The organism is Frigoribacterium sp. PvP054 (assembly GCF_040547465.1).
GTDB lineage: Bacteria > Actinomycetota > Actinomycetes > Actinomycetales > Microbacteriaceae > Frigoribacterium.
The window spans coordinates 12,793-37,892 of record NZ_JBEPPU010000018.1; the positions used below are offsets into that span (position 1 = coordinate 12,793).

The 25,100-nt window shown below is 71.7% G+C and carries 24 protein-coding genes; 8 read left to right on the forward strand and 16 right to left on the reverse strand.

Annotation, left to right across the window (positions count from 1 at the left end):
- Positions 1-8: 8 nt before the first annotated feature.
- From ABID81_RS14940 to thyX, 6 genes are all read right to left on the reverse strand, one after another.
- A complete protein-coding gene (locus ABID81_RS14940; protein ID WP_354595573.1) occupies positions 9-1,226 on the reverse strand; it encodes an ABC transporter permease in 1,218 nt (405 codons plus the stop codon).
- Complete coding sequence (locus tag ABID81_RS14945) at positions 1,223-1,951, reverse strand: ABC transporter ATP-binding protein (protein WP_354595574.1); 729 nt, start codon at positions 1,949-1,951, stop codon at positions 1,223-1,225. The genes ABID81_RS14940 and ABID81_RS14945 overlap by 4 nt, the downstream gene beginning before the upstream one ends.
- Positions 1,951-2,973 (reverse strand): efflux RND transporter periplasmic adaptor subunit, encoded by a 1,023-nt coding sequence (locus ABID81_RS14950; RefSeq protein WP_354595575.1) that lies wholly within the window; start codon positions 2,971-2,973, stop codon positions 1,951-1,953. Before ABID81_RS14950 ends, ABID81_RS14945 begins: the two co-directional genes overlap by 1 nt.
- Positions 2,974-3,199: 226 nt before the next feature.
- Entirely contained in the window at positions 3,200-4,876 is a 1,677-nt protein-coding gene (locus tag ABID81_RS14955; RefSeq protein ID WP_354595576.1) for a ribonuclease J, read from the reverse strand.
- Between the two features lie 84 nt (positions 4,877-4,960).
- Positions 4,961-5,938 carry a 4-hydroxy-tetrahydrodipicolinate synthase gene (gene dapA, locus ABID81_RS14960; RefSeq protein ID WP_354595577.1) on the reverse strand — a complete coding sequence of 326 codons (978 nt, stop codon included), beginning with the start codon at positions 5,936-5,938 and terminating at the stop codon, positions 4,961-4,963.
- 98 nt (positions 5,939-6,036) lie between these two features.
- Positions 6,037-6,804 carry an FAD-dependent thymidylate synthase gene (gene thyX, locus ABID81_RS14965; protein WP_354595578.1) on the reverse strand — a complete coding sequence of 256 codons (768 nt, stop codon included), beginning with the start codon at positions 6,802-6,804 and terminating at the stop codon, positions 6,037-6,039.
- Positions 6,805-6,895: 91 nt separating this feature from the next.
- Here thyX and ABID81_RS14970 point away from each other — a divergent pair, with 91 nt between their 5' ends.
- The gene (locus ABID81_RS14970; RefSeq protein WP_354595579.1) at positions 6,896-7,801 is read left to right on the forward strand and encodes a TIGR01777 family oxidoreductase; all 906 of its coding nucleotides are present in this window, start codon (positions 6,896-6,898) and stop codon (positions 7,799-7,801) included.
- A gap of 38 nt (positions 7,802-7,839) precedes the next feature.
- On the opposite strand, the gene ABID81_RS14975 is transcribed toward ABID81_RS14970, so the two are convergent.
- Positions 7,840-8,286 carry a tetratricopeptide repeat protein gene (locus ABID81_RS14975; RefSeq protein WP_502915240.1) on the reverse strand — a complete coding sequence of 149 codons (447 nt, stop codon included), beginning with the start codon at positions 8,284-8,286 and terminating at the stop codon, positions 7,840-7,842.
- Complete coding sequence (dapB, locus tag ABID81_RS14980) at positions 8,283-9,017, reverse strand: 4-hydroxy-tetrahydrodipicolinate reductase (protein WP_502915241.1); 735 nt, start codon at positions 9,015-9,017, stop codon at positions 8,283-8,285. The genes ABID81_RS14975 and dapB overlap by 4 nt, the downstream gene beginning before the upstream one ends.
- Positions 9,018-9,077: 60 nt before the next feature.
- On the opposite strand from dapB, the gene ABID81_RS14985 reads away from it, so the two are divergent.
- Positions 9,078-9,617 (forward strand): GNAT family N-acetyltransferase, encoded by a 540-nt coding sequence (locus tag ABID81_RS14985; RefSeq protein ID WP_354595580.1) that lies wholly within the window; start codon positions 9,078-9,080, stop codon positions 9,615-9,617.
- Positions 9,618-9,645: 28 nt separating this feature from the next.
- Here ABID81_RS14985 and ABID81_RS14990 read toward each other — a convergent pair whose 3' ends face one another.
- Positions 9,646-10,248, reverse strand: coding sequence for a histidine phosphatase family protein (locus tag ABID81_RS14990; protein WP_054147267.1), 603 nt, complete (start codon positions 10,246-10,248; stop codon positions 9,646-9,648).
- A 14-nt stretch (positions 10,249-10,262) separates the two neighbouring features.
- Positions 10,263-11,621: a M16 family metallopeptidase gene (locus ABID81_RS14995; protein WP_354595581.1), complete on the reverse strand. Its 1,359-nt coding sequence runs from the start codon at positions 11,619-11,621 to the stop codon at positions 10,263-10,265.
- 251 nt (positions 11,622-11,872) lie between these two features.
- On the opposite strand from ABID81_RS14995, the gene ABID81_RS15000 reads away from it, so the two are divergent.
- Positions 11,873-12,487, forward strand: coding sequence for a TetR/AcrR family transcriptional regulator (locus tag ABID81_RS15000; RefSeq protein WP_354595582.1), 615 nt, complete (start codon positions 11,873-11,875; stop codon positions 12,485-12,487).
- Positions 12,488-12,618: 131 nt separating this feature from the next.
- Here ABID81_RS15000 and ABID81_RS15005 read toward each other — a convergent pair whose 3' ends face one another.
- Positions 12,619-13,653 (reverse strand): aldo/keto reductase, encoded by a 1,035-nt coding sequence (locus ABID81_RS15005; protein WP_354595583.1) that lies wholly within the window; start codon positions 13,651-13,653, stop codon positions 12,619-12,621.
- 385 nt (positions 13,654-14,038) lie between these two features.
- Entirely contained in the window at positions 14,039-16,312 is a 2,274-nt protein-coding gene (locus ABID81_RS15010) for a polyribonucleotide nucleotidyltransferase (RefSeq protein WP_354595584.1), read from the reverse strand.
- Positions 16,313-16,652: 340 nt separating this feature from the next.
- Between ABID81_RS15010 and ABID81_RS15015 the strand changes: the two genes are divergently transcribed.
- Positions 16,653-17,903 carry an aggregation-promoting factor C-terminal-like domain-containing protein gene (locus ABID81_RS15015; protein ID WP_354595585.1) on the forward strand — a complete coding sequence of 417 codons (1,251 nt, stop codon included), beginning with the start codon at positions 16,653-16,655 and terminating at the stop codon, positions 17,901-17,903.
- A gap of 133 nt (positions 17,904-18,036) precedes the next feature.
- Here the strand turns inward: ABID81_RS15015 and rpsO are convergent, their stop codons facing one another.
- Positions 18,037-18,306 (reverse strand): 30S ribosomal protein S15, encoded by a 270-nt coding sequence (gene rpsO / locus ABID81_RS15020; protein ID WP_056262814.1) that lies wholly within the window; start codon positions 18,304-18,306, stop codon positions 18,037-18,039.
- Between the two features lie 93 nt (positions 18,307-18,399).
- Positions 18,400-18,855 (reverse strand): VanZ family protein, encoded by a 456-nt coding sequence (locus ABID81_RS15025; RefSeq protein WP_354595586.1) that lies wholly within the window; start codon positions 18,853-18,855, stop codon positions 18,400-18,402.
- 146 nt (positions 18,856-19,001) lie between these two features.
- Between ABID81_RS15025 and ABID81_RS15030 the strand changes: the two genes are divergently transcribed.
- Positions 19,002-19,736, forward strand: a complete 735-nt coding sequence (locus tag ABID81_RS15030) for a M50 family metallopeptidase (RefSeq protein WP_354595587.1) — start codon at positions 19,002-19,004, stop codon at positions 19,734-19,736.
- A gap of 16 nt (positions 19,737-19,752) precedes the next feature.
- Here ABID81_RS15030 and ABID81_RS15035 read toward each other — a convergent pair whose 3' ends face one another.
- Entirely contained in the window at positions 19,753-20,292 is a 540-nt protein-coding gene (locus ABID81_RS15035; protein WP_354595588.1) for an adenine phosphoribosyltransferase, read from the reverse strand.
- Positions 20,293-20,454: 162 nt separating this feature from the next.
- Here ABID81_RS15035 and ABID81_RS15040 point away from each other — a divergent pair, with 162 nt between their 5' ends.
- Genes ABID81_RS15040 through ABID81_RS15050 form a run of 3 tightly spaced genes read left to right on the forward strand, consistent with a single transcriptional unit; the run spans position 20,455 to position 22,474 of the window.
- Positions 20,455-21,492 carry a M4 family metallopeptidase gene (locus ABID81_RS15040; protein WP_354595589.1) on the forward strand — a complete coding sequence of 346 codons (1,038 nt, stop codon included), beginning with the start codon at positions 20,455-20,457 and terminating at the stop codon, positions 21,490-21,492.
- Between the two features lie 56 nt (positions 21,493-21,548).
- Complete coding sequence (locus tag ABID81_RS15045; protein ID WP_056262799.1) at positions 21,549-21,848, forward strand: protealysin inhibitor emfourin; 300 nt, start codon at positions 21,549-21,551, stop codon at positions 21,846-21,848.
- Complete coding sequence (locus ABID81_RS15050; protein ID WP_354595590.1) at positions 21,845-22,474, forward strand: hypothetical protein; 630 nt, start codon at positions 21,845-21,847, stop codon at positions 22,472-22,474. Before ABID81_RS15045 ends, ABID81_RS15050 begins: the two co-directional genes overlap by 4 nt.
- 126 nt (positions 22,475-22,600) lie before the next feature.
- Here ABID81_RS15050 and ABID81_RS15055 read toward each other — a convergent pair whose 3' ends face one another.
- Positions 22,601-24,922 (reverse strand): HelD family protein, encoded by a 2,322-nt coding sequence (locus ABID81_RS15055; RefSeq protein WP_354595591.1) that lies wholly within the window; start codon positions 24,920-24,922, stop codon positions 22,601-22,603.
- Between the last annotated feature and the right edge of the window lie 178 nt (positions 24,923-25,100).

The window sequence follows — 25,100 nt, forward strand, 5'->3', positions numbered from 1 at the left end:
GGTGTGTGTCAGTAGCGGATGGCGTCGATGACCTTGACGCGGATCGCCACCAGGGCCGGCAACAGCCCGGCGACGGCCCCGATGGCCGTGGCCGACGCGAGGCCGACGAGTGCCGCCTCGACGGGGAACGGAGGCAGGTCGCTGACGGCCCCCTGGGCGACGTAACCCTGGACGGTCGGATTCTCGACGACGAGAACGGCTACCATCACGCCCACGGCCCCCGCCACGACCGTGCCGACGACGCTCTCGAGCATCACGGCGAAGAAGACCCGCGGAGCCGTCGCCCCGAACGACCGTCGGACGCCGATCTCGCGGATGCGCTGGCGGACCGTCACGAGGGCGATGTTGACCAGCCCGAGGCCACCGAGCAACAGGACGAGGACGCCGACCCCGGTGATGACGAGCTTGACCGGTCCGAGCGGGTCGGCATCACCGCCGGCGGCGTAGTCCTGCCGCACGACGTCGACCTGCACGTCGTCGCCGAGGGAGGCCCCCATGTCGGACGCCACCTGGGCGCTCAGCGCATCGCTCGCATCGGGCGGGAGCCACATCTCGTACTGGGGCGTCTCGACGCCGTAGCTCGCGAGCGTCAGGTCGTGATCGGAGATCGGCAACAGGTACATCTGCGTTCCGTCGTACTCCGACGCGGCCGAGACGCCGGTGACGACGAGCGTCGCCGAGTCCGCACCTCGGACCAGGAGGGTCGGGTGCGACGACAGCGGTGGAGACCCCAGCTGTCGCCAGAGCACCTCGTTGACGATGACGGGAGGCGCGAGACGGGTGGCGTCGGCGTCGGTGAACCACGACCCCTCGGTCATGACGACCCGGTGCATCTCGCCGTAGGGCACGTCGACCGTCACCGCGGCGATCTCGGACACGCCGTCCGTGAGTTGCACGGCACGGGTGCCGTAGACGACCCGGCTGGTCTGCTCGATGCCGTACCGCGCGGTCGCGGTCGAGAACGCGTCCTCGACCGAGTCGGCGCTCGGAGAGGTGGACCCGGTGCCGTAGGCGTTGACGGCGTAGTTCGCGGGACGCCCGCCGTACCGCTCCGAGGTCTCGCGGGACGCCTGCTCGGCGAGTCCACCGAGCGCGACGACGCCCGTCAGGGCCGCGACGGCCACCGCGACCCCGAGGAGGCTGAGCAGCACCCGCAGCTTGTTGACACGCAACTCGGCCCAGGCCTCGGCGAAGGCCCCGACGACGTCGGCCGCCGCCCGTCTCACGCGTGCACCTCGTCCGAGACGGACGGTGCCGACGCCGGGGCGCCGACCGCCGGCGAGAGGACGCCGGTGTCGAGCTGGTAGTGCCGGGACGCCCTGGCCGCCACCGCGAGGTCGTGGGTGATCGTCACGAGGGCGGCCTCGTTCTCGGTCGCGATGCCGTCGAGGAGGGTCATCACGCCGGCACCGGTCTCGACGTCGAGCGCACCGGTGGGCTCGTCGGCCAGGATCACGCGCGGTCGGCGGACGAGCGATCGGGCGATCGCCACGCGCTGCTGCTCACCCCCCGACAGTCGGTGCGGCATCGAGTCGGCCCGGTGGCCGAGTCCGACGCGCTCGAGCATCTCGCCGGCGATGGACCGGCGGCGCCAGAACTCGGAGCCCGACGAGTAGAGCAGGGGGGTCATGACGTTCTCGAGCGCCGTCCTGCCCTGGAGCAGGTTGAACTGCTGGAAGATGAAGCCGACCTGGGCACCCCTCAGCCGGTCGCGCCGACCCCGTCGGATCGTGCGCACGTCGAGGCCGTCGAACCAGTGGGTACCCGTCGTGGGCTCGTCGATGAGCCCGAGGATGTTGAGCAGGGTCGACTTGCCGGACCCCGAACGCCCCACGATGCTGACGTGCTCACCCGCACCCACCTCGAGGTCGACGCCCGTGAGGATGTCGAGGGTCGCGTCGTCGGCGAGGGGCACGGTCTTGGTCACGGCCTCGAGCCTGATCAGCGCCATCAGCTGCAGAGGTCCTCGCCCGTGGTGGGGTCGACGCAGTCGCCCTGGGGCGCCGCGGCCGCCCCCGGGACGAACTCGAGCACGAGGTCGCCTTCCGCGAGACCACCCGTGACCTCGACGGTCGTCCCGTCGTTGATGCCCAGGGTCACGTCCCGCTTCTCGGTCGTGCCGTCCGCCGTGACGACCGAGACCACGCCCTTGCCCGCGGCTCCCTCGACGGCGGTGAGGGGAACCGTCAGCACGTCGGTGGCGACACCCGCCGGGATGGTGAGCTTCGCCGCGAGGCCGCTGAACACCGTGACGTCGCCCGGGACCACGCACGAGACGCTCTGACCGGACGCGTCACCCGTCGGAGCGGTCTCGCCGGTCTCGCCGGTGCCGGACGACGACGAGGAGGTGCCTGCACCGATCGTCAGCGACGTGCAGGGGAACGGCGCCGGACCGCCGGTGATCGCGACCGAGCCCTCGGCCGGCCGGCTGACGAGGCGGTACAGCTGTGCAGCGGCGAGCGACCCCGTGACGTGGAAGGTGGGAGGCGCGACCTGCGCGACGGCGTCGCCCACGACCACCGTCTGGTCCTTGATGACGGCGACCGACGTGACCGTCCCGGCCACGGGTGCCGTGATGACCGCCGTCTTCACGATCGGCTTGCGTTCGGTCACCGTGCCGTCGGCGGCGACGAGCGGTTCTTGCGGCGTCTCGGAGCGGAGGCTGGCGAGGCGGTCGCCGGCCGCGACGGCCTGCCCGGCGACGACGTCGACGGTCGTGACCGCACCGGCGAGCGTGGCGGGCACCGGAGCAGCCGGGTCGGACACGACGGTGGCGTCGACCACGACGTCGTTCGTGATGGTGCCGACCGAGACCGCCACCTGGGGCTCGACGAGTTCGCCCGTGGGGAAGGCGACCTCGTCGTCACCGCTCGCCGGGGCGGCGAAGAACGCGAGCTTGACGAGAGCCGCCGCGATGGCGACGAAGATCAGGATGCGCAGGATCGGGAAGACCCAGACTTTGGCGATGCGCAACGGCTACCCCCGGTCGATGTGCTGACGTGTCAGACATCACGGTAGCGAGGTGGCGACGACCGGCGCCTCACCCCCGAGGATGACTGGCGTCGCCGAAGATCAGCCTCTCGGACCGGAGCCGGGTGGGGCGGCAGGGCGACTCCGCCCCGGCGAGGGCACCACGTCCCGCACGCACGACGACGGCCCGCGGGGTCTCCCCCGCGGGCCGTCGTCGTCCGTCTCACCCTCAGGCGCTGATGACCACCGGCACGATCATCGGACGACGACGGTGCTGCGTGTTCACCCAGCGACCGACCGTGCGGCGCACGACCTGGCTGAAGGCGTGCGTGTCGCGTGTGCCGTTCTCGGCGGCCTCGGTGAGTGCCGCGATGATCTTCGGCTTGACGTCGTCGAACACCCTCTCGTCCTCGGCGAAGCCGCGCGACTGGATCTCGGGCCCGACGACCACGCGGCCGGTGGACGCGTCGATGGCGATGAAGACCGAGATGAAGCCCTCTTCGCTCAGGATGCGGCGGTCCTTCAGGTCGGCGTCGGTGATCTCGCCCACCGTCGAGCCGTCGACGTAGACGTAGCCGAGGTCGAGCTGGCCGACCACCTTCGCGACGCCGTCGCGGAGGTCGACGACGATGCCGTCCTCGCCGAGGATGGTGTTCTTCTGCGGGACGCCGGTGCGGACCGCCAGGGCGGCGTTCGCGTACAGGTGCCGGTGCTCGCCGTGGACGGGCATGACGTTCTTCGGCCGCAGGATGTTGTAGCAGTAGAGCAGCTCGCCGGCGGACGCGTGACCCGAGACGTGCACCTTGGCGTTGCCCTTGTGGACGACCTTGGCGCCGAGCTTCGTGAGGCCGTCGATGACGCGGTAGACGGCGTTCTCGTTGCCGGGGATGAGACTCGAGGCCAGGATGATGGTGTCGTCCGCGCCGATCTCGATCTGGTGCTCGAGGTTCGCCATGCGGGCCAGGACGGCCATGGGCTCGCCCTGCGAGCCGGTGCTCATGTAGACGATGCGGTCGTCGGGCAGGTCCTTCGCCTTCTTCGCGTCGATGAGCACGCCGTCGGGCACCTTGAGGTAGCCCAGGTCGGCCGCGATGCCCATGTTGCGCACCATCGATCGGCCCATGAACGCGACCCGACGGCCGTTGGCGTGGGCCGCGTCGAGCACCTGCTGGACCCGGTGCACGTGACTGGAGAAGCTCGCGACCACCACCCGGCGGGGGGCCCGCCGGATGACGTCGTCGAGCACGGGCCCGATGTCACGCTCGAGCGCCGTGAACCCGGGCACGTCGGCGTTCGTCGAGTCGGGCAGGAACAGGTCGACGCCCTCTTCGCCCAGGCGGGCGAAGGCACGGAGGTCGGTGATCCGGTCGTCGAGCGGCAGCTGGTCCATCTTGAAGTCGCCGGTGTGCAGCACGGTGCCGGCCGACGTGCGGATCGCGACGGCCAGGGCGTCGGGGATGGAGTGGTTGACCGCGATGAACTCGAGGTCGAACGGCCCGAGCGACTCGCGCCCACCCTCTTTGACCGCGAGCGTGTAGGGCGTGATGCGGTGCTCTTTGAGCTTCGCCTCGATCAGGGCCAGCGTGAGCTGCGAGCCGATCAGCGGGATGTCCTTGCGCAGACGGAGCAGGTACGGCACCGCGCCGATGTGGTCTTCGTGACCGTGCGTCAGGACGACGGCGAGGATGTCGTCGAGGCGGTCACGGATGGGTGAGAAGTCCGGCAGGATCAGGTCGACGCCGGGCTGGTGCTCTTCGGGGAAGAGCACGCCGCAGTCGACGATCAGCAGCTTGCCGTCGATCTCGTAGACCGTCATGTTGCGGCCGATCTCGCCGAGCCCGCCGACGGGGATCACGCGGAGCGTGCCCTTGGCGAGATCTCGGGGAGCGTGGATTGTCGTGGGCATCTGTTCCTTCGGTTGGGGTGGGGCTCGTGCCCCGGTGTGCGGGAGGACTTCGGACCGACGTCGGCGTCGGTGAGGGTCGGCGAGTCAGCGGGTGGTGCCGTGCACCTTGGGCAGCGCGCCCCCGGCGGCCGCGTTCCGGTCGGGGCGGAAGCGGCTGAGGTCGAGGCCGGGGATCGCCCCGACGTGCGACAGCTCGTCCTCGATCAGGGCGGCCTCGCTGTCCTCGGGACCGACCAGGGGCAGCCGGACCCGCGGGCTCGAGATGCGGCCGAGGCCGTGGAGGATGTACTTGGCGGCCACCGTGCCGGGCACGTGGGTCATGACGGCGCGGACGAGGGGCTCGAGCATCTGGTGCGCCTCGGTCGCGGTGTGCAGGTCGCCCGCGTTCACGGCGTCGACGATGGTGCGGTAGGGCGCCGCGGCGATGTTGGCGGTGACGCCGATCAGGCCGGAGGCGCCGATCGCGAGGTGCGGCAGCACGTTGGCGTCGTCGCCCGAGAAGTAGAGCAGGTCGGTCTGGTTGAGCACCCGGCTGACCTCGGCGAAGTCGCCCTTGGCGTCCTTGACGGCGACGATGTTGGGGTGCTTGGCGGCCCGGAGGAGGGTCTCGTACTTGATCGGGATGCCGGTGCGGCCCGGGATGTCGTAGAGGATGACCGGCAGGTCGGTCGCGTCCGCGATCATGCGGAAGTGCGTCAGCACCCCGGCCTGGGTGGGCTTGTTGTAGTACGGGGTGACGATCATCACGCCGTCGGCGCCGGCCTTCTCGCTGGCCTTGTAGAGCTGGATGGCGTGCGCGGTCTCGTTCGACCCGCCGCCCGTGATGATCTTGGCCCGCCCCGCGGCCACGGACTTGCCCACCTCGACGAGGCGGAGCTTCTCGGGGTCGGTCAGCGTGCTGGTCTCACCCGTCGTGCCCGTGACGACGATGCCGTCGGCCCCGGCGGTGATGCAGTCGTCGATGTGCTTCTCGACGGCGGGCCAGTCGACCTCGCCGTCGGCGGTGAACGGCGTCACGAGGGCGACGAGGACCTGTCCGAAGGGGTTGCTGATGTTCGACACGCCCTCCAGCGTACTGTCTCGCGTCGGGCCCGCCCTCCCCCGTGCCGGGCCCGTCGCCTCCGGTCGGGAGGCGCGGGTCGCGCCGCCGAGGACGGCCGTCAGGGGGCGACGCGCCCGTTCGCCCCGAACGCCGCGTACGTGAGCGGCATCAACTCGGCCCACAGGTCTTCCATCTTCTCGGCGCACATCTCGATCTCGCGTTGCGGGAACGACGGGAAGTGCGTGCCCTCGCGCTTGGTGCGCAGGCTGAGGAAGTTCATGAGCGACCGGGCGTTCACGGTGACGTACATCGACGAGTAGATGTTCAGCGGCAACACGATGCGGGCGACCTCGCGGGCGATGCCGGCGTCGAGCATGCGCTGGTAGGCGTCGAACGCCTGGGTCGAGGCGGCCCGGGTGGCCTCGTCGACGAGGGCGGACTGCTCGGGCGTGCCGGGCAGGAAGTCGTACGCGCCGGGCTTGCCGACCTGCTGCAGGTTGCGCGTGGGTGCGGGCACGTAGAAGACGGGGTTTAACTCGCGGTAGCGGCCGGACTCCTCGTTGTAGCTGGCCATCCGGTGACGCATGAACTCGCGGAAGACGAAGATGGGCGCCTGCACGTAGAAGGTCATCGAGTTGTGCTCGAAGGGCGACCCGTGCCGGTCGCGCATCAGGTAGTTGATGAGCCCCGCACCCTTCGTCGCCTGGGCGCCGTCGGCGGAGGCCTGTGCGCCGTCGAGCGTCAGTTCGCCCATGGTCGACACGCGGGCGGCGAACAGCACGTCGGAGTCGTGGGCGCTCGAGCGGACCAGCTCGACGGTGACGTCGGAGCGGAACTCGGGGGTCTTGTCTGAGGGCACGGCGGGGGTGGCTTCGGTCTCGGGCACGGCGTCGACTCTACCTGGCAGGACGCTCCCGACGGGAAGCGCCGCAGACACCGGCGGCCGCTCCCCCAGGGCTGCGGAATACGGTGTCCCCATGACCGACGCACTCACCGTCCTGATCTCCGGCGCCAGCGGCATGATCGGCGCGGAGCTGACCCGCCAACTCCGCGAGGCAGGCCATCGTCCGCTCTCGTTGGTGCGTCGTGAGCCCCGGGCCGAGGACGAGTTCACCTGGGTGCCGAGTGCCGGCATCGTCGACCACGACCTGATCGCCCGCGCGGACGCCGTCGTGAACCTGGCCGGCGCCTCCTTGGGTCGTCTGCCGTGGACGGCCGGGTACAAGCGCGACATCCTCGAGTCCCGCCTCGCCGCGACGTCGACGTTGGTCGACGGCATGGCGGCCGCGTCGTCGGCCCCGGCGACGTTCCTCAGCGGCTCGGCCGTGGGCGTCTACGGCGACCGACCGGGCCAGCGCCTCACCGAGGCGAGCGGCCGCGGCGAGGGGTTCCTCAGCGACGTGGTCGTGGCCTGGGAGGCCGCCGCCGAGAAGGCTCCCGAGGGCACGAGGGTCGTCACGCTGCGGACCGGCATCGTCATCGGACCCGGTGGAGGCGCGCTGAAGCCCCTGCTGCCCCTCACCAAGCTGGGCCTCGGTTCGCGACTGGGCTCGGGCGACCAGTTCTGGCCATGGATCAGCCTCCACGACGAGGCGGCCGCGATCGTGCACCTGCTCACGTCGTCGGTCGCGGGTCCCGTCAACCTGGTCGGCCCGACGCCCGCGACGAGCGACCTGATCACGCGGACGCTCGCCGCCGACCTGCACCGCCCCTACCTGCTCGGCGTCCCCGAGGCCGTCATCTCGACGGCCATGCAAGAGGCTGGTCGCGAGATGCTGCTGCCGAGCCAGCAGGTCGTGCCCGAGGTGCTCGAGCGCGACGGCTTCGAGTTCCGGCACCGCACGGTCGAGCAGGCGCTGTCGGCGTTCGTCGACGCCCTCTGACCCGAGGGGCGTGCGTCCGATCGTCGCAGCGCCGCGGACTAACGGGTCGAGTCGCGCCTGAGGCCGATCGCCCACCGCAGGGCCTGCCGGGCGCGACGGCGGTCGCCGCACGCGTCGTAGGCCAGCCCGAGCCGGAACCACGCCCTCCAGTCGTCGGGAGCGGCTTCGACTGCCTCTTTGTAGGCGGGAAACGCCGCGTCCGCCGCCTCTCGCTCGTAGCGTCCGGAGGCGCGGCGCGGCAGGTCGTCGACCGGCAGTTCGCCCTCGGCCGCGAGTTGGCGGACGATCTCTTGCGTGCGCAGGCCGAAGCGGAGTTCGACGACCAGGGCGAACAGGCCCAGCAGCGGCAGGACGAGCAGGGCGACGCCGAGCGCGATGGCCACCGGCTCGCCGGTCGACACGAACAGCACGGCGCGTTGGCCCACCAGCACGACGTAGAGCAGCAGGAGCAGCGCCATCACCAGCGCGGCGGTACGCCCCTTCACGAGTCGAGCGGCAGGACGGCGTCGAGCCCCACGACGACCCCGGAGACCCCCGGCGCGGCCGCGATGGCCACGCGGAGGCCCTGCTCGTAGGCGTGCTGCGAGAGCGTGTCGTGGGTCAGGGTGAGGGTCTCGCCCTCGCCGCCGAAGACGACCTCCTGTCGGGCGACCACGCCCCGGAGGCGCAGGCTGTGGACGGGGACGCTCGCGACCTGCTGACCCCTGGCCCGCTGGTCGGCGTGCGGCGCGGAGACGGGACCGAGGTCGCGCCGCGCCTCGGCGATCAGCTCGGCGGTGCGGACGGCGGTGCCCGAGGGCGAGTCGACCTTGCCCTGGTGGTGCGCCTCCACGATCTCGACGGATTCGTAGAAGCGTGCCGCGAGGGTCGCGAACCGCGTCGCGAGCACCGATCCGATCGAGAAGTTCGGCACGACGAGGACCCCGGGACCTGCGGCGTCGGCGACGACCGTCGAGAGTCTCGCCAGCCTCTCGGCGTTGTAGCCCGAGGTGCCGACGAGCACGGGGATGCCCGCTCGGACGACGTGCTCGACGATGCCCGGGCTGACCGCGGGATGCGTGACGTCGACGACGAGGTCCGCACCGAGGACGTCGTCGAGGTCGTCGCGCGACGACAGGCCGGCGTGGACCTCGAGCCCCGGGGTGCGCTCGACGAGGTCGACGATGAACGAGCCGAGGGTGCCGGTGGCTCCCACCACGGCGATGCGCGAAGTCATGCGGTCCAACCTACCGGGGCCGACCGACGGGGGACGCTGCCTCGACCTAGCATGGTGGGCATGCCCCGGTTCCGAGAGACGAGCGTCTCCACCCCCGATGCCGCCGCCCTCCTGACCGAGTACTTCACCGAGCGCGAGACCACGTTCCCCTCGGCTCAGGGCACCTACACGACCACGTTGCCCGACGCCTCGGCCTTCGTCCCGCCGGCGGGCGTGTTCGTCGTCGTCGACCCGGACGTCGGCGAGCGGCAGGCGGACCACGAGCCCGAGCCGGTGGCCTGCGGGGGCATCCGCCTGATCGCCCCGTCGGCGACCGGTGCCGTCCGGTACGAGGTCAAACACCTCTACGTGCGTCCCTCGGGCCGGGGTCTCGGCCTGGGCCGCGCGCTGCTCGTCGAGCTCGAACGCCGGGCGGCCGCGTTCGGGGCGGACGAGATCGTGCTCGACACCAACGACAGCCTGGCGGCGGCCGGCGGGCTGTACCGCAGCGCCGGGTACTCGACCGTCGAGCCCTACAACGCAAACCCGAACGCCACGACCTGGTACGGCAAGCCCGTCGAGCACCCGGGTGCGGTCGGCACGTCGGACGGCGCGGCCTGACGACCCACCCGACCGGGGCGGCCCCGGGTCAGAAGGGCTGTTCGACGGGGAGACCGGTGCGCAACTCGACCGGCAGGTGCCCGAGGTCGTTGTGCGTCACGAGCTCGGGCGGCTTCGCGGAACGGACCCGGATGATGGTCAAGCCGGCGTTCGCCTGGTTGACGCCCATCCACCGCCAGTCGGGGGCCCCGAAGACCTCTCGGACGAACCAGCCGATGACGAAGTTGTGCGTGATCAGCAGGTCGTGACGGTCTTCACGAGCGGGGGTCAACCACTCGGCCACCGCGTCGGCCATCTGCGCCTGACCGGCCTCGATCTGCTCGTCGGTGACGCCCCCGAAGAACGGCTTGTAGGACGACGGCATGTCGGAGGTCGGCCCGGAGGGCACGCAGTCGAACAGCAGGGTCGAGGGTTGCGACTCGAGGGCGGGCATGCGCTCGGTCATGATGGCGGCCGTCTCTTCCGCCCGTTCGAGCGGCGAGTGCCACGCCGCGTCGAAGGGGACGCCGCCGAGCCGTTCGGCGAGGAGGCGCACCTGGCGTTTGCCGCGTTCGCTCAAGGGGCCGTCGGGCAGGCCGTGTTCTGCGTCTTGTTGTTCGCCGTGCCGGACGAGGTAGAGGTAGTGGGACACCGTCGTCTCCTGGTTCATCGTGTGGTGACCCTCGACGTCGTCGTCGGAGCCGTGAACGTCGCCTCGTCGACCTCGCCGACCACGACCGTGGACAGCGGGCCCGCGAGGAGCCGGGTGGCCAACGACCGGACGTCGTCGGACGTGACCGCGTCGATGCGGTCGAGGGACGTGTCGAGGTCGACGAACTCGCCCGTCGAGATCTCGGCCCGTCCGAGGCGGTTCATGCGGGTGTCGCTGTCCTCGAGGGCGAGGGCCGCGGCGCCGCCCAGCTGGCCGAGGGCGCGCCGGCGCTCGTCGTCCGTGATGCCGTCGGCGGCGAGACCCTCGAGCTCGTCCAGCATCAGCCGGGCCACGTCCCCGGCGTTGGCCGGGGTGCACCCCGCGTAGAGACCGAAGAGGCCCGCGTCCGAGTAGCTGGGCGCGAACGAGTAGACCGAGTACGCGAGGCCCCGACGCTCGCGGATCTCCTGGAACAGACGGGACGACATGCCCCCGCCGAGCACCGAGTTCAGGACGGCGAGGGCGGGCCGACGGTCGTCGCCGACCGAGATGCCCGGGAGGCCGAGCAGCACCGTGGCCTGCTCGAGCGGACGACGGACGACCTGCACGGGTTCGCCCGCCACCAGGTCGACGGGCGCGTGGTCACGCCGCGGCACCGGCGACCCCGCGTCGGTGGGCCAGCCGGCCCGGTCGAGCGCGGCCGTGAGCCGGTCGAGGGCCCGGTCGTGGTCGACGGCACCGGCGATCGACACGACGAGGTCTCGGGGCCGGTAGTTCGCCCGGTAGTGCCGGTCGACGTCGTCACGCACCGCGGCCCGGATGCTCTCGGGTGATCCGCCGATCGGCCGCCCGAGCGGGTGGTCGCCGAAGACCGACTCGAACAGGCGCTCGCCGGCCATGTCGGCCGGGTCGTCGTCGGCCATGGCGAGCTCTTCGAGGATGACGCCGCGCTCGGTCTCGAACTCGACCGGGTCGAGCGTCGACGACGTCACCATGTCGGTGAGCACATCGATGGCGTCGTCGAGGTCGACGTCCCGCACCCGCGCGTAGTAGCAGGTGTACTCCTTCGCGGTCGCGGCGTTGTGCTCGCCGCCCACCGACTCGAACGAGACGGCGATGTCGAGCGCGGACCTGGTGGGGGTGCCCTTGAACAGCAGGTGTTCGAGGAAGTGCGTCGACCCCCGGTCCGCCTCGGACTCGTCGCGCGAGCCGACGGCCACCCAGAGGCCGATGGTGGTGCTGCGGGCGCCCGGCATGCGTTCGCTGAGGACCCGGACGCCGGAGGGCAGCACGCTCCGCCTCACGAGCGCGTCGCCCGTGGCGCGGAAGGAGATCTCGACCTCGTCGAGGGGGAAGGAGACAGGGCCGTTCATCAGGTCGAGCCTAGGCGACCTCCCCTGCAGTCGGCCGTGTGCCGCTCGGAACGTCTGGCACCCGAACTGGGGTACGCTCGTGCGGACAAACAGACGACTCTGTTTGTCCCCATCGATGTTAGAGTGATGCCACCGACGACGACCCCACCCCCCTGATGGCCGTCGTCGGCGGCTGGTCGGACGTCGTCAGAAGGTCCGGAGCGCGCGTCCCCCACGCGGCTTCAAGCCGAGACGTCCCAAGGAGCCACGCTGTGACGGTCGATTCCCCCCCACCGGCCGTCCAGCGTCTCCCTGGCCGCCCCCGCGCCGACTCCCCCGTCCCCGGCGCCCGCGCGCGCGTCCTCACCACCGCCGGTCGACTGTTCTACGACGAGGGCGTGCGGGTCGTCGGCGTCGACCGGCTGATCGCAGAGTCCTCCGTGACCAAGGCCACGTTCTACAAGCACTTCGGTGCCAAGGACACCTTGGTCCTCGAGTACCTCGCAGGGCGACACGACGTCGAGGCCGCCGAACTCACCTCGCTGATCGAGGCCCACGGCGGCGGACGGGCCACCCTCGAGGCCTACCTCGACGCCGTCGTCGCGCGCCTCCAGACCGTGTCGTTCCGCGGCTCGGCCTTCGCGAACGCCGCGTCGGAGTTCAGCGATCCGACCCACCCGGTGCGTCTCGCCATCGCCGAACACCGCGAGTGGCTCACGTCCGAGATGGTCTCCCTCTTCAAGACCGCCGGGCACCCGATGCCGGGCGACGCGGCCGACGACCTCGTCCTGGCACTCGACGGAGCCCAGGTCGGCGCCTACGCCGGCGACGCCATCGCGGCCGCCGCCGCCCTCCGACGTTCCGCCCAGCGACTCCTCGAGGCGTAGACCTCGAGGCACCCACCTGACAGGCCGAGGCCCGCGAGGCACCTACCCGCGAGGACCCGGTCTGCGGGGCATCGCCCACACGCCTCGGTCGCGCCCGTCGGACCGCCGCGTACCGACGGTCGGCGATTCGATCAGGCCGAGGCCCGATCGAGGTCGAGGACCTGGTTGCGCGTCAGTTGGACCCTCGCGGCCTGCGCCAACTCGTAGACCTGCTTGGCGTTCGTGGCGCTCGCCACGGGTGCCACCACGTTCGGTTTGGCGAGGAGCCAGGCGAGGGCGATGGCCGCACTCGAGACCTCGTGCACCGAGGCGATGCGGTCGAGCTCGTGGACGACCTTGAGCCCACGCTTCGACAGGTACTTCGCCAGGACGCGTCGTCGTGGATTGTGGGCGAAGTCGGAACGCGAACGGTACTTTCCGGTGAGGAATCCGCTGGCGAGGGCGAATCGGGGCATGACGGCCAGCCGTTGCTGTGCGGCCACGTGCGCGAGGCCCTTCTCGTACTCGGAGCGATCGAGCAGGTTGTACTGGTTCTGCAGGGCGACCATGGGGGCGATGCCGAGCATGCCCGCGGCGATGCGCGCCTCGTAGAGCCGGTTGCCCGAGTGGTGCGACCCGCCGAACCAGCGGACCTTGCCGACCCGGATCAGGTGGTCGACGGCCAACAGCGTGCGCTCGAAGGCCACCTCGGTGTCGTCGACGTGGAGGTACAAGAGATCGATGCGGTCGGTGCCGAGCCGTTCGAGGGAGGCGTCGACGGCACGCTCGATCGCCCGGGGAGTGAGCCCGGGGTTGTCGGCGCTCTTGCCGACCTTGGTCGAGACGACCATGTCGTCGCGGGAGCGACGCGAGCGCATCCACGACCCGATCATGATCTCGCTGCGGCCTCCGGCATAGGAGTCGGCCGTGTCGACGAAGTTGCCGCCGAGGTCGAAGTAGGCGTCGAGGACGGACGTCGTCGCGGTCTGGTCGGCGGTCCAACCGAAGACGTTGCCCCCGAGCGCCAGGGGGAAGACCTTGAGGTCGGAGAGGCCGAGGCGCCGTCGGGGCTGGATGATGCCGAGGTCGACGGGCACGGTCGGCTGCGCGAGCGAGGTACTGGCCGCCCTGCTCGCGGCCAGGTCGGACACGGCCGACCGGGCGAGCTCAGCCGTCGTCTCGGTCACGCCGTCCCCTTCTCGTCGCGAACCCCCGATGCGACTCTCTGCAATCGCATGGGGTATGGTTCGCCCCTCGAGAACAAGAATACGACCACTCGCCCCGTTTCCGCCGTCGCCGCACGCAATCGTGATGTCGTGTCGCCGCCCCGATCCGGGGGACGCGACCCGCGCCTCCTCGTCGACGACGAGGGGCTCATCCCGTCCTCTCGTCTGACGTCGTCGGCGACTCAGGAGGACGACGAGGCGCAGCGCCCCACGGAGGCGCGGTGCGGCCGATCCCCTGAGTCGCCGACCCAGCCGACGGCGTCTGGACGGCGGGGTCGCAGTGGGGGCGGGACGACGGAGGGCCCGCCCCGACCGAGGTCGGGGCGGGCCCTTCGTGGTGTGCTGACTACGCGTCGACGGACTCGTCGGTCGACTCTTCGGTCGCTCCGCTCGAGTCGGTGTCGGCCTCGTCGGCCACGACCGGGGCGAGCGAGAGCTTGCCGCGGTCGTCGATCTTCGTGATCTCGACGAGGATCTTCTGGCCGACGCCGAGGACGTCCTCGACGTTCTCGACCCGCTTGCCACCGGCGAGCTTGCGGACCTCGCTGATGTGCAGCAGGCCGTCCTTGCCGGGGAGGAGCGAGACGAACGCACCGAACGACGCGATCTTGACGACGGTGCCGAGGAACTGCTCGCCGACCTCGGGATTGGTCGGGTTGGCGATCGCGTTGACCTGGGCGCGGGCGGCCTCGGCCGACGGGCCGTCGACGGCACCGATGTAGACGGTGCCGTCTTCTTCGATGCTGATGTCGGCGCCGGTCTCGTCCTGGATCGCGTTGATGGTCTTGCCCTTGGGGCCGATCAGCTCGCCGATCTTGTCCTGCGGGATCTGGACCGAGATCACGCGGGGCGCGGTCGGGGCCATCTCGTCGGGGGCGTCGATCGCCGAGTTGAGCACGCCGAGGATCGCGGTGCGAGCCTCTTTGGCCTGCTTCAGGGCGGCGTCGAGCACGGCGGTCGGCAGACCGTCGAGCTTGGTGTCGAGCTGGATCGCCGTGACGAACTCGCTCGTGCCCGCGACCTTGAAGTCCATGTCGCCCAGGGCGTCTTCGGCACCGAGGATGTCGGTCAGGGCCGCGTAGCGGGTCTGACCGTCGACCGTGTCGGAGACGAGGCCCATGGCGATGCCGGCGACGGGGGCCTTGAGGGGCACGCCGGCGTTCAGCAGCGACAGGGTCGAGGCGCAGACCGAACCCATCGAGGTCGAGCCGTTCGACCCGAGGGCCTCGGAGACCTGACGGATGGCGTAGGGGAACTCGTCGCGGCTGGGCAGCACCGGCACGAGGGCGCGCTCGGCCAGGAAGCCGTGCCCGATCTCGCGACGCTTCGGCGAACCGACGCGACCGGTCTCACCGGTCGAGTACGGCGGGAAGTTGTAGTGGTGCAGGTAGCGCTTCTTGGTGACCGGGCTCAGCGAGTCGATCTGCTGCTCCATCTTGAGCATGTTCAGCGTGGTGACGCCCATGATCTGGGTCTCACCGCGCTGGAAGATGGCGGAACCGTGGACGCGCGGGATGACCTGCACCTCGGCGTCGAGCGGGCGGATGTCGGCGAGGCCGCGACCGTCCATGCGGATCTGCTCGGTGAGGATGCGGTCGCGGACGACCTTCTTCGTCGCCGTCTTGTAGGCGGCGCCGACCTGGCCGAGGGCCGAGTCGGGCAGTTCGCCGGCCTCGACCTTGGCCGCGACGGCCTCTTTCACGCGGGACTTGAGGGCGTCGTCGGCGTCCTGGCGCTCGATCTTGCCGGCGATCTTGTAGACCTCGGCGAGCTCGGTGCCGGCCGCGGCGGTGACGGCCTCGAGCACCTCGTCGGTGTAGGGCAGGAAGACCGGGTAGTCGGCGATCTCTTTTGATGCCTGCGCGGCCATCGTGGCCTGGGCGTCGACGAGCTGCTTGAGGAAGGGCTTGGCGGCCTCGAGGCCCTGGGCCACGATCGCCTCGTCGGGCTTGGTGGCGCCGCCCTGGATGAGGCCCCAGGCGTGCTCGGTGGCCTCGGCCTCGACCATCATGATCGCGACGTCCTCGTTGCCGGCGGCGTCGGTGACGACACGGCCCGCGACGGTCAGGTCGAACACGGCGTCGGCCAGCTGGCTGGCCTTGGGGAACGCGACCCACTGGTCACCGATCAGCGCGAGGCGCACGCCGGCGATCGGGCCGGAGAAGGGCAGGCCCGAGATCTGGGTGGAGGCGCTGGCCGCGTTGATCGCGAGGGCGTCGTAGAACTCGTCGGGAGCGATGCTGAGCACCGTGATGACGACCTGGACCTCGTTGCGCAGGCCCTCGACGAACGAGGGACGCAGGGGCCGGTCGATCAGACGGCAGACCAGGATGGCCTCGGTCGAGGGGCGACCCTCGCGACGGAAGAACGAGCCGGGGATCTTGCCCGCGGCGTACGAGCGCTCTTCGACGTCGATGGTGAGCGGGAAGAAGTCGAAGTTGTCCTTCGGCTTCTTGCTGGCGCTCGTGGCCGACAAGAGCATGGTGTCTTCGTCGAGGTAGGCAGCGACGGCTCCCTGAGCCTGCTGGGCGAGACGACCGGTCTCGAATCGGATGGTGCGCTTGCCGAACTTGCCGTTGTCGAGGACGGCTTCGCCGAACTTGATCTCTGGACCCTCCATGTGGGGGCTACTCCTCTTTGTTTTGCATCGAGGCCCCGTGTGGGCATCGATGTGTACCGGGAGCGGGCGGCGTGGACGGCATGACGACATGCACGTGCAACAACGCGACGGAGGCGGTGGCACGTCTGGCCAACAGTAGAAACGGTCGGACCCCGCACCCGACCCGGACGCTCGGCGTCGGTCGGGGCATTCCGCCTGTCACCACCGGTGACCAGCAGCCGTACCGGCCTGCTCCGAGCGCGATCCTAGCACCCGCACCCTTCCGTCCGGGGGTGCGGGCGGCGGGTGTCGCCCGGACGGGGAGGCGCGGTGCGGGGAGGACGGCGTTAGGGTCGTCCACATGCGTGCTCACGACAGGCCTGCCCGGGACCGTCGCGCGAGCCGCCTCGCGGTGGCGACCGGCGCCTCCTCGGCCCTCGTGCTGGCGATGCTCGTGGCACCGACCGCCGCGTCGGCGGCGGGGTACCCGACGTGGGCGCAGGTCGAGGCCGCGAAGGGGAACGCCGCGGCGACCGAGGCCCAGGTCGACCTCATCGACGCGTCCCTCGACAGCCTCGAGAAGGCCGCGTCCGACCGCAGCGACGAGGCCGTGCTCGCCGACCAGGCGAACCTGACGGCGCAGGCCCAGCTGGCCGCGGCCTCACAGCGGGCCGACGAGCTGGCCGCCGACGCCGAGCGCGCCAGGGCCACCGCCGACACCGCGAGGCAGGAGGCCGGCCAGCTCGCCGGCAGCCTGTTCCGCACCGGCGGGAACCAGTCCATGGGCACCGACCTCTTCACCTCGCCCGATCCCGGGGCCGCGCTCTACCAGCTCGGCTCGCTCACGCAGCTCGGCGACCGCTGGCAGACGGTGCTGGCCGACGCCACCACGGCGAGCAACACGGTGTCGTCGCTCAGCGAGCAGGCGGCGACCGCGACCGCGCGACGCGACGCCCTAGCCCGCGACGCCCAGGAGACGGCGGACCAGGCCTCGGCCGCGCAGGCGAGCGCCGACGCCGAGGTCGCCAACGCGACGCAGCGATCGAAGGACCTCTACGCCCAGCTCGCCGCGCTCAAGGACTCCACGGCCGAACTCGAGCAGCAGTACCGGGCCGGGGTCGCGGCGGAACAGGCGTTCGCCGCCCAGCAGGCCGCGGCGAAGGCCCAGGCGGCGGCCGCTGCGAAGGCACCGGCGGGCACGTCCGGCGGGTCGGGCTCGTCGGGCGGCGGCGGATCGTCCGGGGGCGCGACTCCCGGGACGGGCGGCTCGGGCGGCTCGGGCGGTGCGGGCACGACTCCCCCGACGGGCGCGGTCAACGACCCGGCCGGCGCGAAGGCCTACGCGGCGACCAAGGTCGGCACCGGTGCCGAGTACACCTGCCTCGTCCAGCTCTGGAACAAGGAGTCGGGCTGGCGCACGAACGCCAGCAACCCCTCGAGCGCTGCCTACGGCATCCCGCAGTCGCTGCCCGGCAACAAGATGGCCTCGTTCGGGCTCGACTGGCAGACGAACTACCGCACCCAGGTGGACTGGGGCATCTCGTACATCCGGAGCAGCTACGGCACGATGTGCTCCGCCTGGGCGCACTCGGTGGCGCACAACTGGTACTGAGGCGTTCCGGGCGACGAGCCGACGGGCCGCTCGGGTCGGCGGTGCGGTCGCGTGGCCACCTCGTCTCGGACGAGAGAACGGCCCCCTCTGCATGCAGAGGGGGCCGTCGTCGAGACGTGCCGGAGCGCGAGGACTAGCGGCGCAGGCCCAGGCGGCCGATCAGCGTGCGGTAACGCTCGATGTCGACCTTCGACAGGTAGCCGAGCAGGCGACGGCGCTGGCCGACGAGCAGCAACAGGCCACGACGCGAGTGGTGGTCGTGCTTGTGCTCTTTGAGGTGCTCGGTCAGGTCGAGGATGCGCTGCGTCATCACGGCGATCTGGACCTCGGGGGATCCGGTGTCGCCGGGGTGGGTCGCGTATTCTTCGATGATCCGGGTCTTGACGTCAGGTGCGAGTGCCATGGAGGGATCCCCTTTCAGTTCGTTGCGCGGTGCTCGTCACCGGATGTGCGAGCTCTCTTTCTCCGCGGCCGTTCGGACGGCAACCTGAGGAGCCTACCAGACGGGCGACGCCGACCCCTGTCGAGGTCGGCTCCGACCGCGTCGCCGTCGGGGCAGGACGAGGCCGACGAACGCCGCGCCGATCGCGGCCCCGAGGGTGTTCATCACGAGGTCCTGGGGATCGGAGAAGCGCGTCGCCGACAGGTACGTCGCCTGGTACGTCTCGATGCCGACCGTCGCCGCGAAGCCCACCAGGATGCCGACCCACCAGAACCGCCTGGGCAGCAGCAGCGCGGGGAACATGCCCATCGGCACGAACATCGCGACGTTCGCCGCCGCCTCGACGCGCGCGAAGGTGATCCACGAGGTCTCGTCGTGCCGGGCGAAGAGGTCGAGGGCGCGCCAGAGCAGGGCGCCCGTGTTCGCGTCGTAGACGCTCGGGCGCAGGGTCATCCACGCGACCCCGGCGAGGTAGGCGAGGGTGAGCAGGAGGAGGACGGCGCGACGCATGCGTCCATGGTGCGGCACGGGTCCGTGGGAAGACGCCCGGAACGCCCGAAGATCGACCTGGAGGACGATCAGCCCCGGGGGCGGGGCGGACGAGCCGGGGAGGCGCGGTGTCCGACCGCGCGCACCGCGCCTCCTAGGCTCGTCCCGTGGACGCACTCACCGACCTCTGGGCCCGGATCAGCCAGCTCGCGGCTCCCCTGCCCGGCTCGTGGCTGCTCGCCAGCGTCGCCGCCGGCTTGCTGCTCGTGCTGCTGCCCGGCACCTGGCACACGGTGCGACACGCCGTGACCGTCGTCCACGAGGGCGGGCACGGGCTCGCGGCCGTGCTGACCGGACGGCGACTGACGGGCATCCGGCTGCACTCGGACACCTCGGGACTGACGGTGTCGAAGGGGCCTCGCACGGGGCCCGGCATGATCATCACGCTGCTCGCCGGTTACACGGCTCCGGCGGTCGCGGCCCTGGGTGCGGCCTGGCTGCTGTCGGCGGGCTACGCGGCGGGTCTGCTCTGGGCGCTGTTGCTGCTCCTGGCGCTGATGCTCGTGCAGATCCGCAACTGGTTCGGGCTCTGGGTGGTGCTGCTCGGCGCCGCCCTCGTGGTCGTCGTGACGTTCTTCGCGTCGCCGACCTGGCAGGCCGTGTTCGGCCTCGTCGTGACGTCGGTGCTGGGGTTCGGGGCGCTGCGGGCGTCGCTCGAGCTGCAGCGCAGCCGGCGGCGGTCGCGCTCGACGGCCTCGGACGCCGACCAGCTCGCCGGGCTCACCCACGTGCCCGGCGTCGTCTGGGTCGGGGTGTTCGTGCTGGTGGCCCTCGCGTGCCTGCTGGGCGGTGCCGGGCTGCTCTTCCCCGGGGCGCTCGAGGCCGCCCGCTCGTTCGGCTGAGCCGTCCGGCGACCCGTCAGGCGGGGGCGGACGAGAGGGCGTGCACGGGGACGTGGCCCTCGAGGCGGGCGCGGCCGTCGAGGCCGTCGAGCTCGAGCAGCACGGCGACGCCCGCGACGACGTAGCCGGCGCGTTCGAGGAGGGTGATCGTCGCCTCGACGGTGCCGCCGGTGGCCAGCACGTCGTCCACGACCAGGACGCTCGACCCCTGGGGGATCTGGTTCGGGCGCAGCTCGAGGGTGGCCTCGCCGTACTCGAGGGCGTAGCTCTCGCTGAGCACCTCGCCGGGCAGCTTGCCGGCCTTGCGCACCGTGAGCACGCCGACGCCCTGCTCGATGGCGATGGCGCCCGCGAGGGCGAAGCCCCGCGCCTCGATGCCGGCCACGGCGACGAATCCGCCGTCGAACGGCTCGGACAGGGCCGTGGTCACGGTGGCGAACGCGTCCGCGTCGGAGAACAGCGGGGTGACGTCGCGGAAGAGGATGCCGGGCTTCGGGAAGTCGGGGACGACGGCGATCTTGCTGTCGACGAACGAGGACGCGTCGGTGACGGTCATGCCGACAACGGTAGTCGGGTCCACGTCGACAGCCGCCTCTCGGCGACGGATGCCGCGTCGTCGACGGGCGGCGTCCCGGGTCGCCGTCGGGCGACCGACCGGTACGTCACGATCGTGTGAACAGTCGGGGCCGATGTCGGACCCTCGTGCGAGAGTGCAGCCATGACCCGGTTCATCGTCCCGCCGTACCTGCTCGCCCACCTCGCCGAGGCCGACTCGCCCCGCCTGCACCGAGCGCCGCAGGCCGCGCGCAACGGCCTGCTCGCGATGGAGGCCGTCGACCGCAACGCGACTCCCCCGGTGGTGCAGGGCGCGCTCGGTGGCGAGGCCGTGCTCGAGCGGACGATCTCCGACGCACAGGGCACCGAAGAGCTGCCCGGCGTGCGGGTGCGAGGTGAGGGCGAACCGGCCACCGACGACGTCGCGGCGACCGAGGCGTACGACGCCCTCGGTGCCACCTACGCCCTGTTCCGCGAGGTCTACGGGCGGTCGTCCATCGACGGGGCCGGGCTGCCGCTCGACGCCACGGTGCACTACGGGCAGGACTACGACAACGCCTTCTGGAACGGCGAGCGCATGGTGTTCGGCGACGGTGACGGCGAGGTCTTCGGGCGGTTCACGGCCTCCGTCAGCGTCATCGGGCACGAGCTCACCCACGGGGTCACGCAGTACACCGCCAACCTCACCTACCAGGGTCAGTCGGGTGCGCTGAACGAGTCGGTCAGCGACGTGTTCGGCGCGCTCGTCGAGCAGCACCTGTTCGGCCAGACCGTCGACCGCGCGACGTGGCTGATCGGCGAGGGGCTGTTCACCCCCGAGGTGCAGGGCGCCGCCCTCCGGTCGATGAAGGCCCCGGGCACGGCCTACGACGACGACGTCCTCGGCAAGGACCCCCAGCCCGCCCACCTCGACGACTACGTCGAGACGACCGACGACAACGGTGGGGTGCACCTCAACTCGGGCATCCCCAACCGGGCCTTCTACCTCGTGGCCGAGGCGCTCGGTGGCGAGGCGTGGGTGCGGGCCGGGCAGATCTGGTACGACACGCTGACCAGCGGCACGCTGTCGCCCGAGGCCACCTTCGCGCAGTTCGCGGCGGCGACCGTCGCCGCGGCCACGGCGCGGTACGGGGCGGACTCCGACGAGGTCCGGGCGACGTCGGCCGGATGGGAGGGCGTCGGGGTCACCCCCGCCGCCTGAGGCCGCCCGGCGGCCGACCCCGCTGCCCCGGACCCGGCCGGGGTAGCATCGCGCCCATGAAGGTCACCGTCTCGCGCTCCGGGGGTTTCGCCGGCCTCACCCGCAGCTGGTCGGTCGACGTCGACGCCGAGCCCGACACCGAGTCGTGGCTCGTCCTGATCGACCGCCTGCCCTGGTCGCAGGCCCCTCGTGCGGCCCAGGCGGTGCAGCCCGACCGCTTCGTCTGGGTGATCACGGCCGAGACCCGACCGACGCGCAAGGCCAAGCTGCCCGAGCAACAGGTCACCGGGCCGTGGCGTGAGCTGGTCGACCGCGTCCGCACGACCTCCGAGGCCGAGACCGGGGCGGCGCGATGAGCGAGCGCACCCGGCGCCCTCGTCGACGGCTCTCGGGCGAGGTGCTGGCCGGACTGCTCGCGCTCGTCGTCCTCGTGGCGGGCGGCGTGGGGGTGGCGGTGGTGCAGGGCGGCAACCCGCAGAACGTCCGAGGGGCCGTCACCGCGCCTCCGTGGGGTCGACCTGCGACCGACCAGCTCGAGACCCGGGCGGCCGCCGCCGGCCTCGAGAACGTCTGGGGCGAGGACCTCGCGATGCACGTGCACACGCACCTCTCCATCACCGTCGACGGGCAGGCGGTCACCGTGCCCGGCGACATCGGTCACGACTCCGACGCGAAGTTCGCGGCCGAGATCCACACGCACGACACGAGTGGCATCGTCCACGTCGAGTCGCCCACCCGCGAGTCGTTCGTGCTCGGGCAGCTGTTCACCGAGTGGGACGTCGCCCTCGACGGCCGGGGCGTCGGGTCGCTCGGGCACGACGACGGTCTCGAGCTGCACACCTTCGTCGGGGGCAGCCCCTACACCGCCGACCCGGCGGGCATCCCGCTGCGGGACTTCGAGCGGATCGACCTCGTCCTGGCACCGGTCGGCGAGACCGTCACCGCCCCGGCGGCCTTCGCCTGGCCACCCGACTACCGCTGAGTCGCCCGGGGCGAGGGCCGGCGGCGTCCGGCCTGCCGCCTCGCACCAGCGGCTCGAGCAGTCGCCGCACGACCGCGTCCCCGGCGTGGACCGGGTCCGGTCACGGCCGACCGAACGTGACCCGGCCTACGAGACGACCGTGAGTCGCTGGGTGGGCCGGGTCATCGCCACGTAGAGGCTGGCGTTGCCGCGCCGGGTCGCCTGACGGACTCGCTCCGGGTCGACCACGACGACCGAGTCGAACTCGAGGCCCTTCGACGTTGCCGGGCTGAGCACCGAGATCGGCTTCGTCAACGACGCCGACCCGGGTGCCACCAGCCCGACGAACTCGGTCGAGAGGGCCTCGACCAGGGCCGTCACGGCCTGCTCGGGTGCGATGACGGCCAGCGTGCCGTCGGAGTCGATCGCCCGGTCGGCTCGGACGGCCTCGACAGTGGCACGGACGAAGTCGTCCTTCGAGGAGGCGCCGGTCACCTCGCGCACCGGCCACTCGCTCGCCCGGACCGACCGGCTCGGGGTGACCTGCAGCCCGCTCGCCGTCGCGACGCCCTCGGCGTAGGCCACGATCTGCGCCGGCGTGCGGTAGTTGACGGTGAGTTCTTCGAGTCGCCAGGGTGCCGACGTGCCCTGCGCCGCGCCTCCGCGACGTCGACCGAGGAGCGCCTGGAGGGCGCGGTCCCACGACGACGCCGCAGCCGGGCTCGAGGCCTGGGCGATGTCGCCGACGACCGTGAACGACCGCAGGGGGCAGCGGCGGGACAGGAGGCGCCACTGCATCGGCGACAGTTCTTGCGCCTCGTCGACCACGACGTGGCCGAAGGCCCAGGTGCGGTCGCCCGAGGCGCGTTCGGCCGTCGTCATCGACGCGGCCCGTTCGGCGAACCCGCCGGCGATCTGCTCGGCGCTGACCATGCCCTCGACGCCCATGTTCTCGATGGCGCGCTCGGCGTTCTCGATGTCGCGCTTGCGCTGCGCCTTGCGGGCCAGGCGTTCGGGGTCGACACCGGTCTGGAACTCGCCGAGCAGCTCGGCGGCCTCGTCGAGCAGCGGCACGTCGGAGACCGTGAACCCCGCCCCGCGTTCGCGCCGCAGCAGGGCGCGCTGCTCGGGCGTCCAGCGCGGGGTGATCGAGGCGAGCCAGTTCGGCCGGGCGTAGAGGTCTTCGACGAGCTTCTCGGCGCTGAGCGGGAGCCAGGCCGTGTTGAGCAGCACGCGCACGTCGTACGACTGCCGGATGTCTTCTCGGAGGACGGCCTCGTCGGACTCGTCGACCGTCGTCCCGTGCTCGCGCATCTGGTCGACCAGCTGACGCGTCAGGGCCGAGAGGGCCGCCTTGTTGAAGGTGACCCTGGCCACGTTGTGGGGCTTGCCGCGCTCTTGGGCCTTTCGCATGGCCTCGCCGACGAGCTCGGGCCGGACGACGAGCCGCTCGCCGTTGACGTCGATCGTCGTCGGCTCGCTCGGGCGGATCTGCCGCGACCGGACGGCGCGACGCATCAGCTCGGCCATCTCGGCCGAGCCCTTGAGCGCGGCGACCTCCGGCGCGTCGTCGGTCTGGGCCTCGACGCCGGGGTAGAGCCCGCCGAGGCTCGACAGCACGACGCCGCTCTCGCCGAGCGACGGCAGCACCTGTTCGATGTAGCGCAGGAACGACCGCGACGGCCCGACGACGAGGACCCCCGACCCCTTGAGCCGGTCGCGGTGCGAGTAGAGCAGGTAGGCGGCCCGGTGCAGGGCCACCGCCGTCTTGCCCGTGCCGGGACCGCCCTGGACGACGAGCACGCCGTCGAGCTGCGACCGGATGATGCGGTCTTGTTCGCCCTGGATGGTGGCGACGATGTCGGTCATGCGGCCGGTGCGCTGGGCCGTCAGGGCCGCCATGAGCGCGCCCTCGCCCTGCAGCTGGACGTCGTCGCGGTCGAGCAGGTCGGGGTCGAACACCTCGTCCTCGAGGCGGGTGACGGTGCGTCCCTCGAGCGTCAGGTGTCGCCGGGCCCTCGCCCCCATGGGCGTGGCCGCGGTCGCCTGGTAGAAGGCGCTGGCGCCGGGGACGCGCCAGTCGAGCAGGATCGGGTGGTGAGCCTCGTCGCGCAGGCCGATGCGGCCGATGTAGCGGTAGCGGCCCCCCTCGCCCGGTTCGGCGGGACGGTCGACGTCGCCGGTCTGACCGAGCAGGTCGGGCGTCTCGAGCTCGAGCCGCCCGAAGGCCAGCCGCTCGTCGACCGAACCGAGCTGGACGATGGTGTCTTCGTAGAGGCGTGCGTAGGCGTCACGCTCGCTGCGGCTCTGGTGGTTGCCGCCCACGGTCTCGCGGCGCGTGCGCTCGAGCCGGACGCGGGCGTCGGCCTTCAGCTCGTCGAGGCGCTCGTACAGGGTGCCCACGTAGGCGCGTTCGCGGTCGATCTCGGATGACAACAGGTGTTCGTACCCTTCGGGAAAAGTCGGCACGCCAGTGTAGCTTCCGGCCACCGACAGCGGGCCCCGTCCGGGGTGCCGGGACGCAGGAGGCGCGGCCCCCCCCCGGGGGGGGGGGGCGCCCCCCCGGGGGGGGGGGGGGCGCGCCCGGGCCCCCCCCCCCGGGGGGCGCGGGGGGCCCGCCCCCCCGCGGGCCCGCCCCCGGGCCGGG

Bases quoted from the DNA above. Each gene is read 5' to 3' on its own strand.
- ABID81_RS15015 (WP_354595585.1), top strand. From the start codon at position 16,653: ATGCGTGCTCACGACAGGCCTGCCCGGGACCGTCGCGCGAGCCGCCTC.
- ABID81_RS15025 (WP_354595586.1), bottom strand. From the start codon at position 18,855: ATGCGTCGCGCCGTCCTCCTCCTGCTCACCCTCGCCTACCTCGCCGGG.
- ABID81_RS14985 (WP_354595580.1), top strand. From the start codon at position 9,078: ATGCCCCGGTTCCGAGAGACGAGCGTCTCCACCCCCGATGCCGCCGCC.
- dapB (WP_502915241.1), bottom strand. From the start codon at position 9,017: ATGACTTCGCGCATCGCCGTGGTGGGAGCCACCGGCACCCTCGGCTCG.
- ABID81_RS15040 (WP_354595589.1), top strand. From the start codon at position 20,455: ATGACCCGGTTCATCGTCCCGCCGTACCTGCTCGCCCACCTCGCCGAG.
- rpsO (WP_056262814.1), bottom strand. From the start codon at position 18,306: ATGGCACTCGCACCTGACGTCAAGACCCGGATCATCGAAGAATACGCG.
- ABID81_RS14970 (WP_354595579.1), top strand. From the start codon at position 6,896: ATGACCGACGCACTCACCGTCCTGATCTCCGGCGCCAGCGGCATGATC.
- ABID81_RS15045 (WP_056262799.1), top strand. From the start codon at position 21,549: ATGAAGGTCACCGTCTCGCGCTCCGGGGGTTTCGCCGGCCTCACCCGC.
- ABID81_RS14945 (WP_354595574.1), bottom strand. From the start codon at position 1,951: ATGGCGCTGATCAGGCTCGAGGCCGTGACCAAGACCGTGCCCCTCGCC.
- ABID81_RS15035 (WP_354595588.1), bottom strand. From the start codon at position 20,292: ATGACCGTCACCGACGCGTCCTCGTTCGTCGACAGCAAGATCGCCGTC.
- ABID81_RS14955 (WP_354595576.1), bottom strand. From the start codon at position 4,876: ATGCCCACGACAATCCACGCTCCCCGAGATCTCGCCAAGGGCACGCTC.
- ABID81_RS15050 (WP_354595590.1), top strand. From the start codon at position 21,845: ATGAGCGAGCGCACCCGGCGCCCTCGTCGACGGCTCTCGGGCGAGGTG.
- ABID81_RS15010 (WP_354595584.1), bottom strand. From the start codon at position 16,312: ATGGAGGGTCCAGAGATCAAGTTCGGCGAAGCCGTCCTCGACAACGGC.
- ABID81_RS14995 (WP_354595581.1), bottom strand. From the start codon at position 11,621: ATGAACGGCCCTGTCTCCTTCCCCCTCGACGAGGTCGAGATCTCCTTC.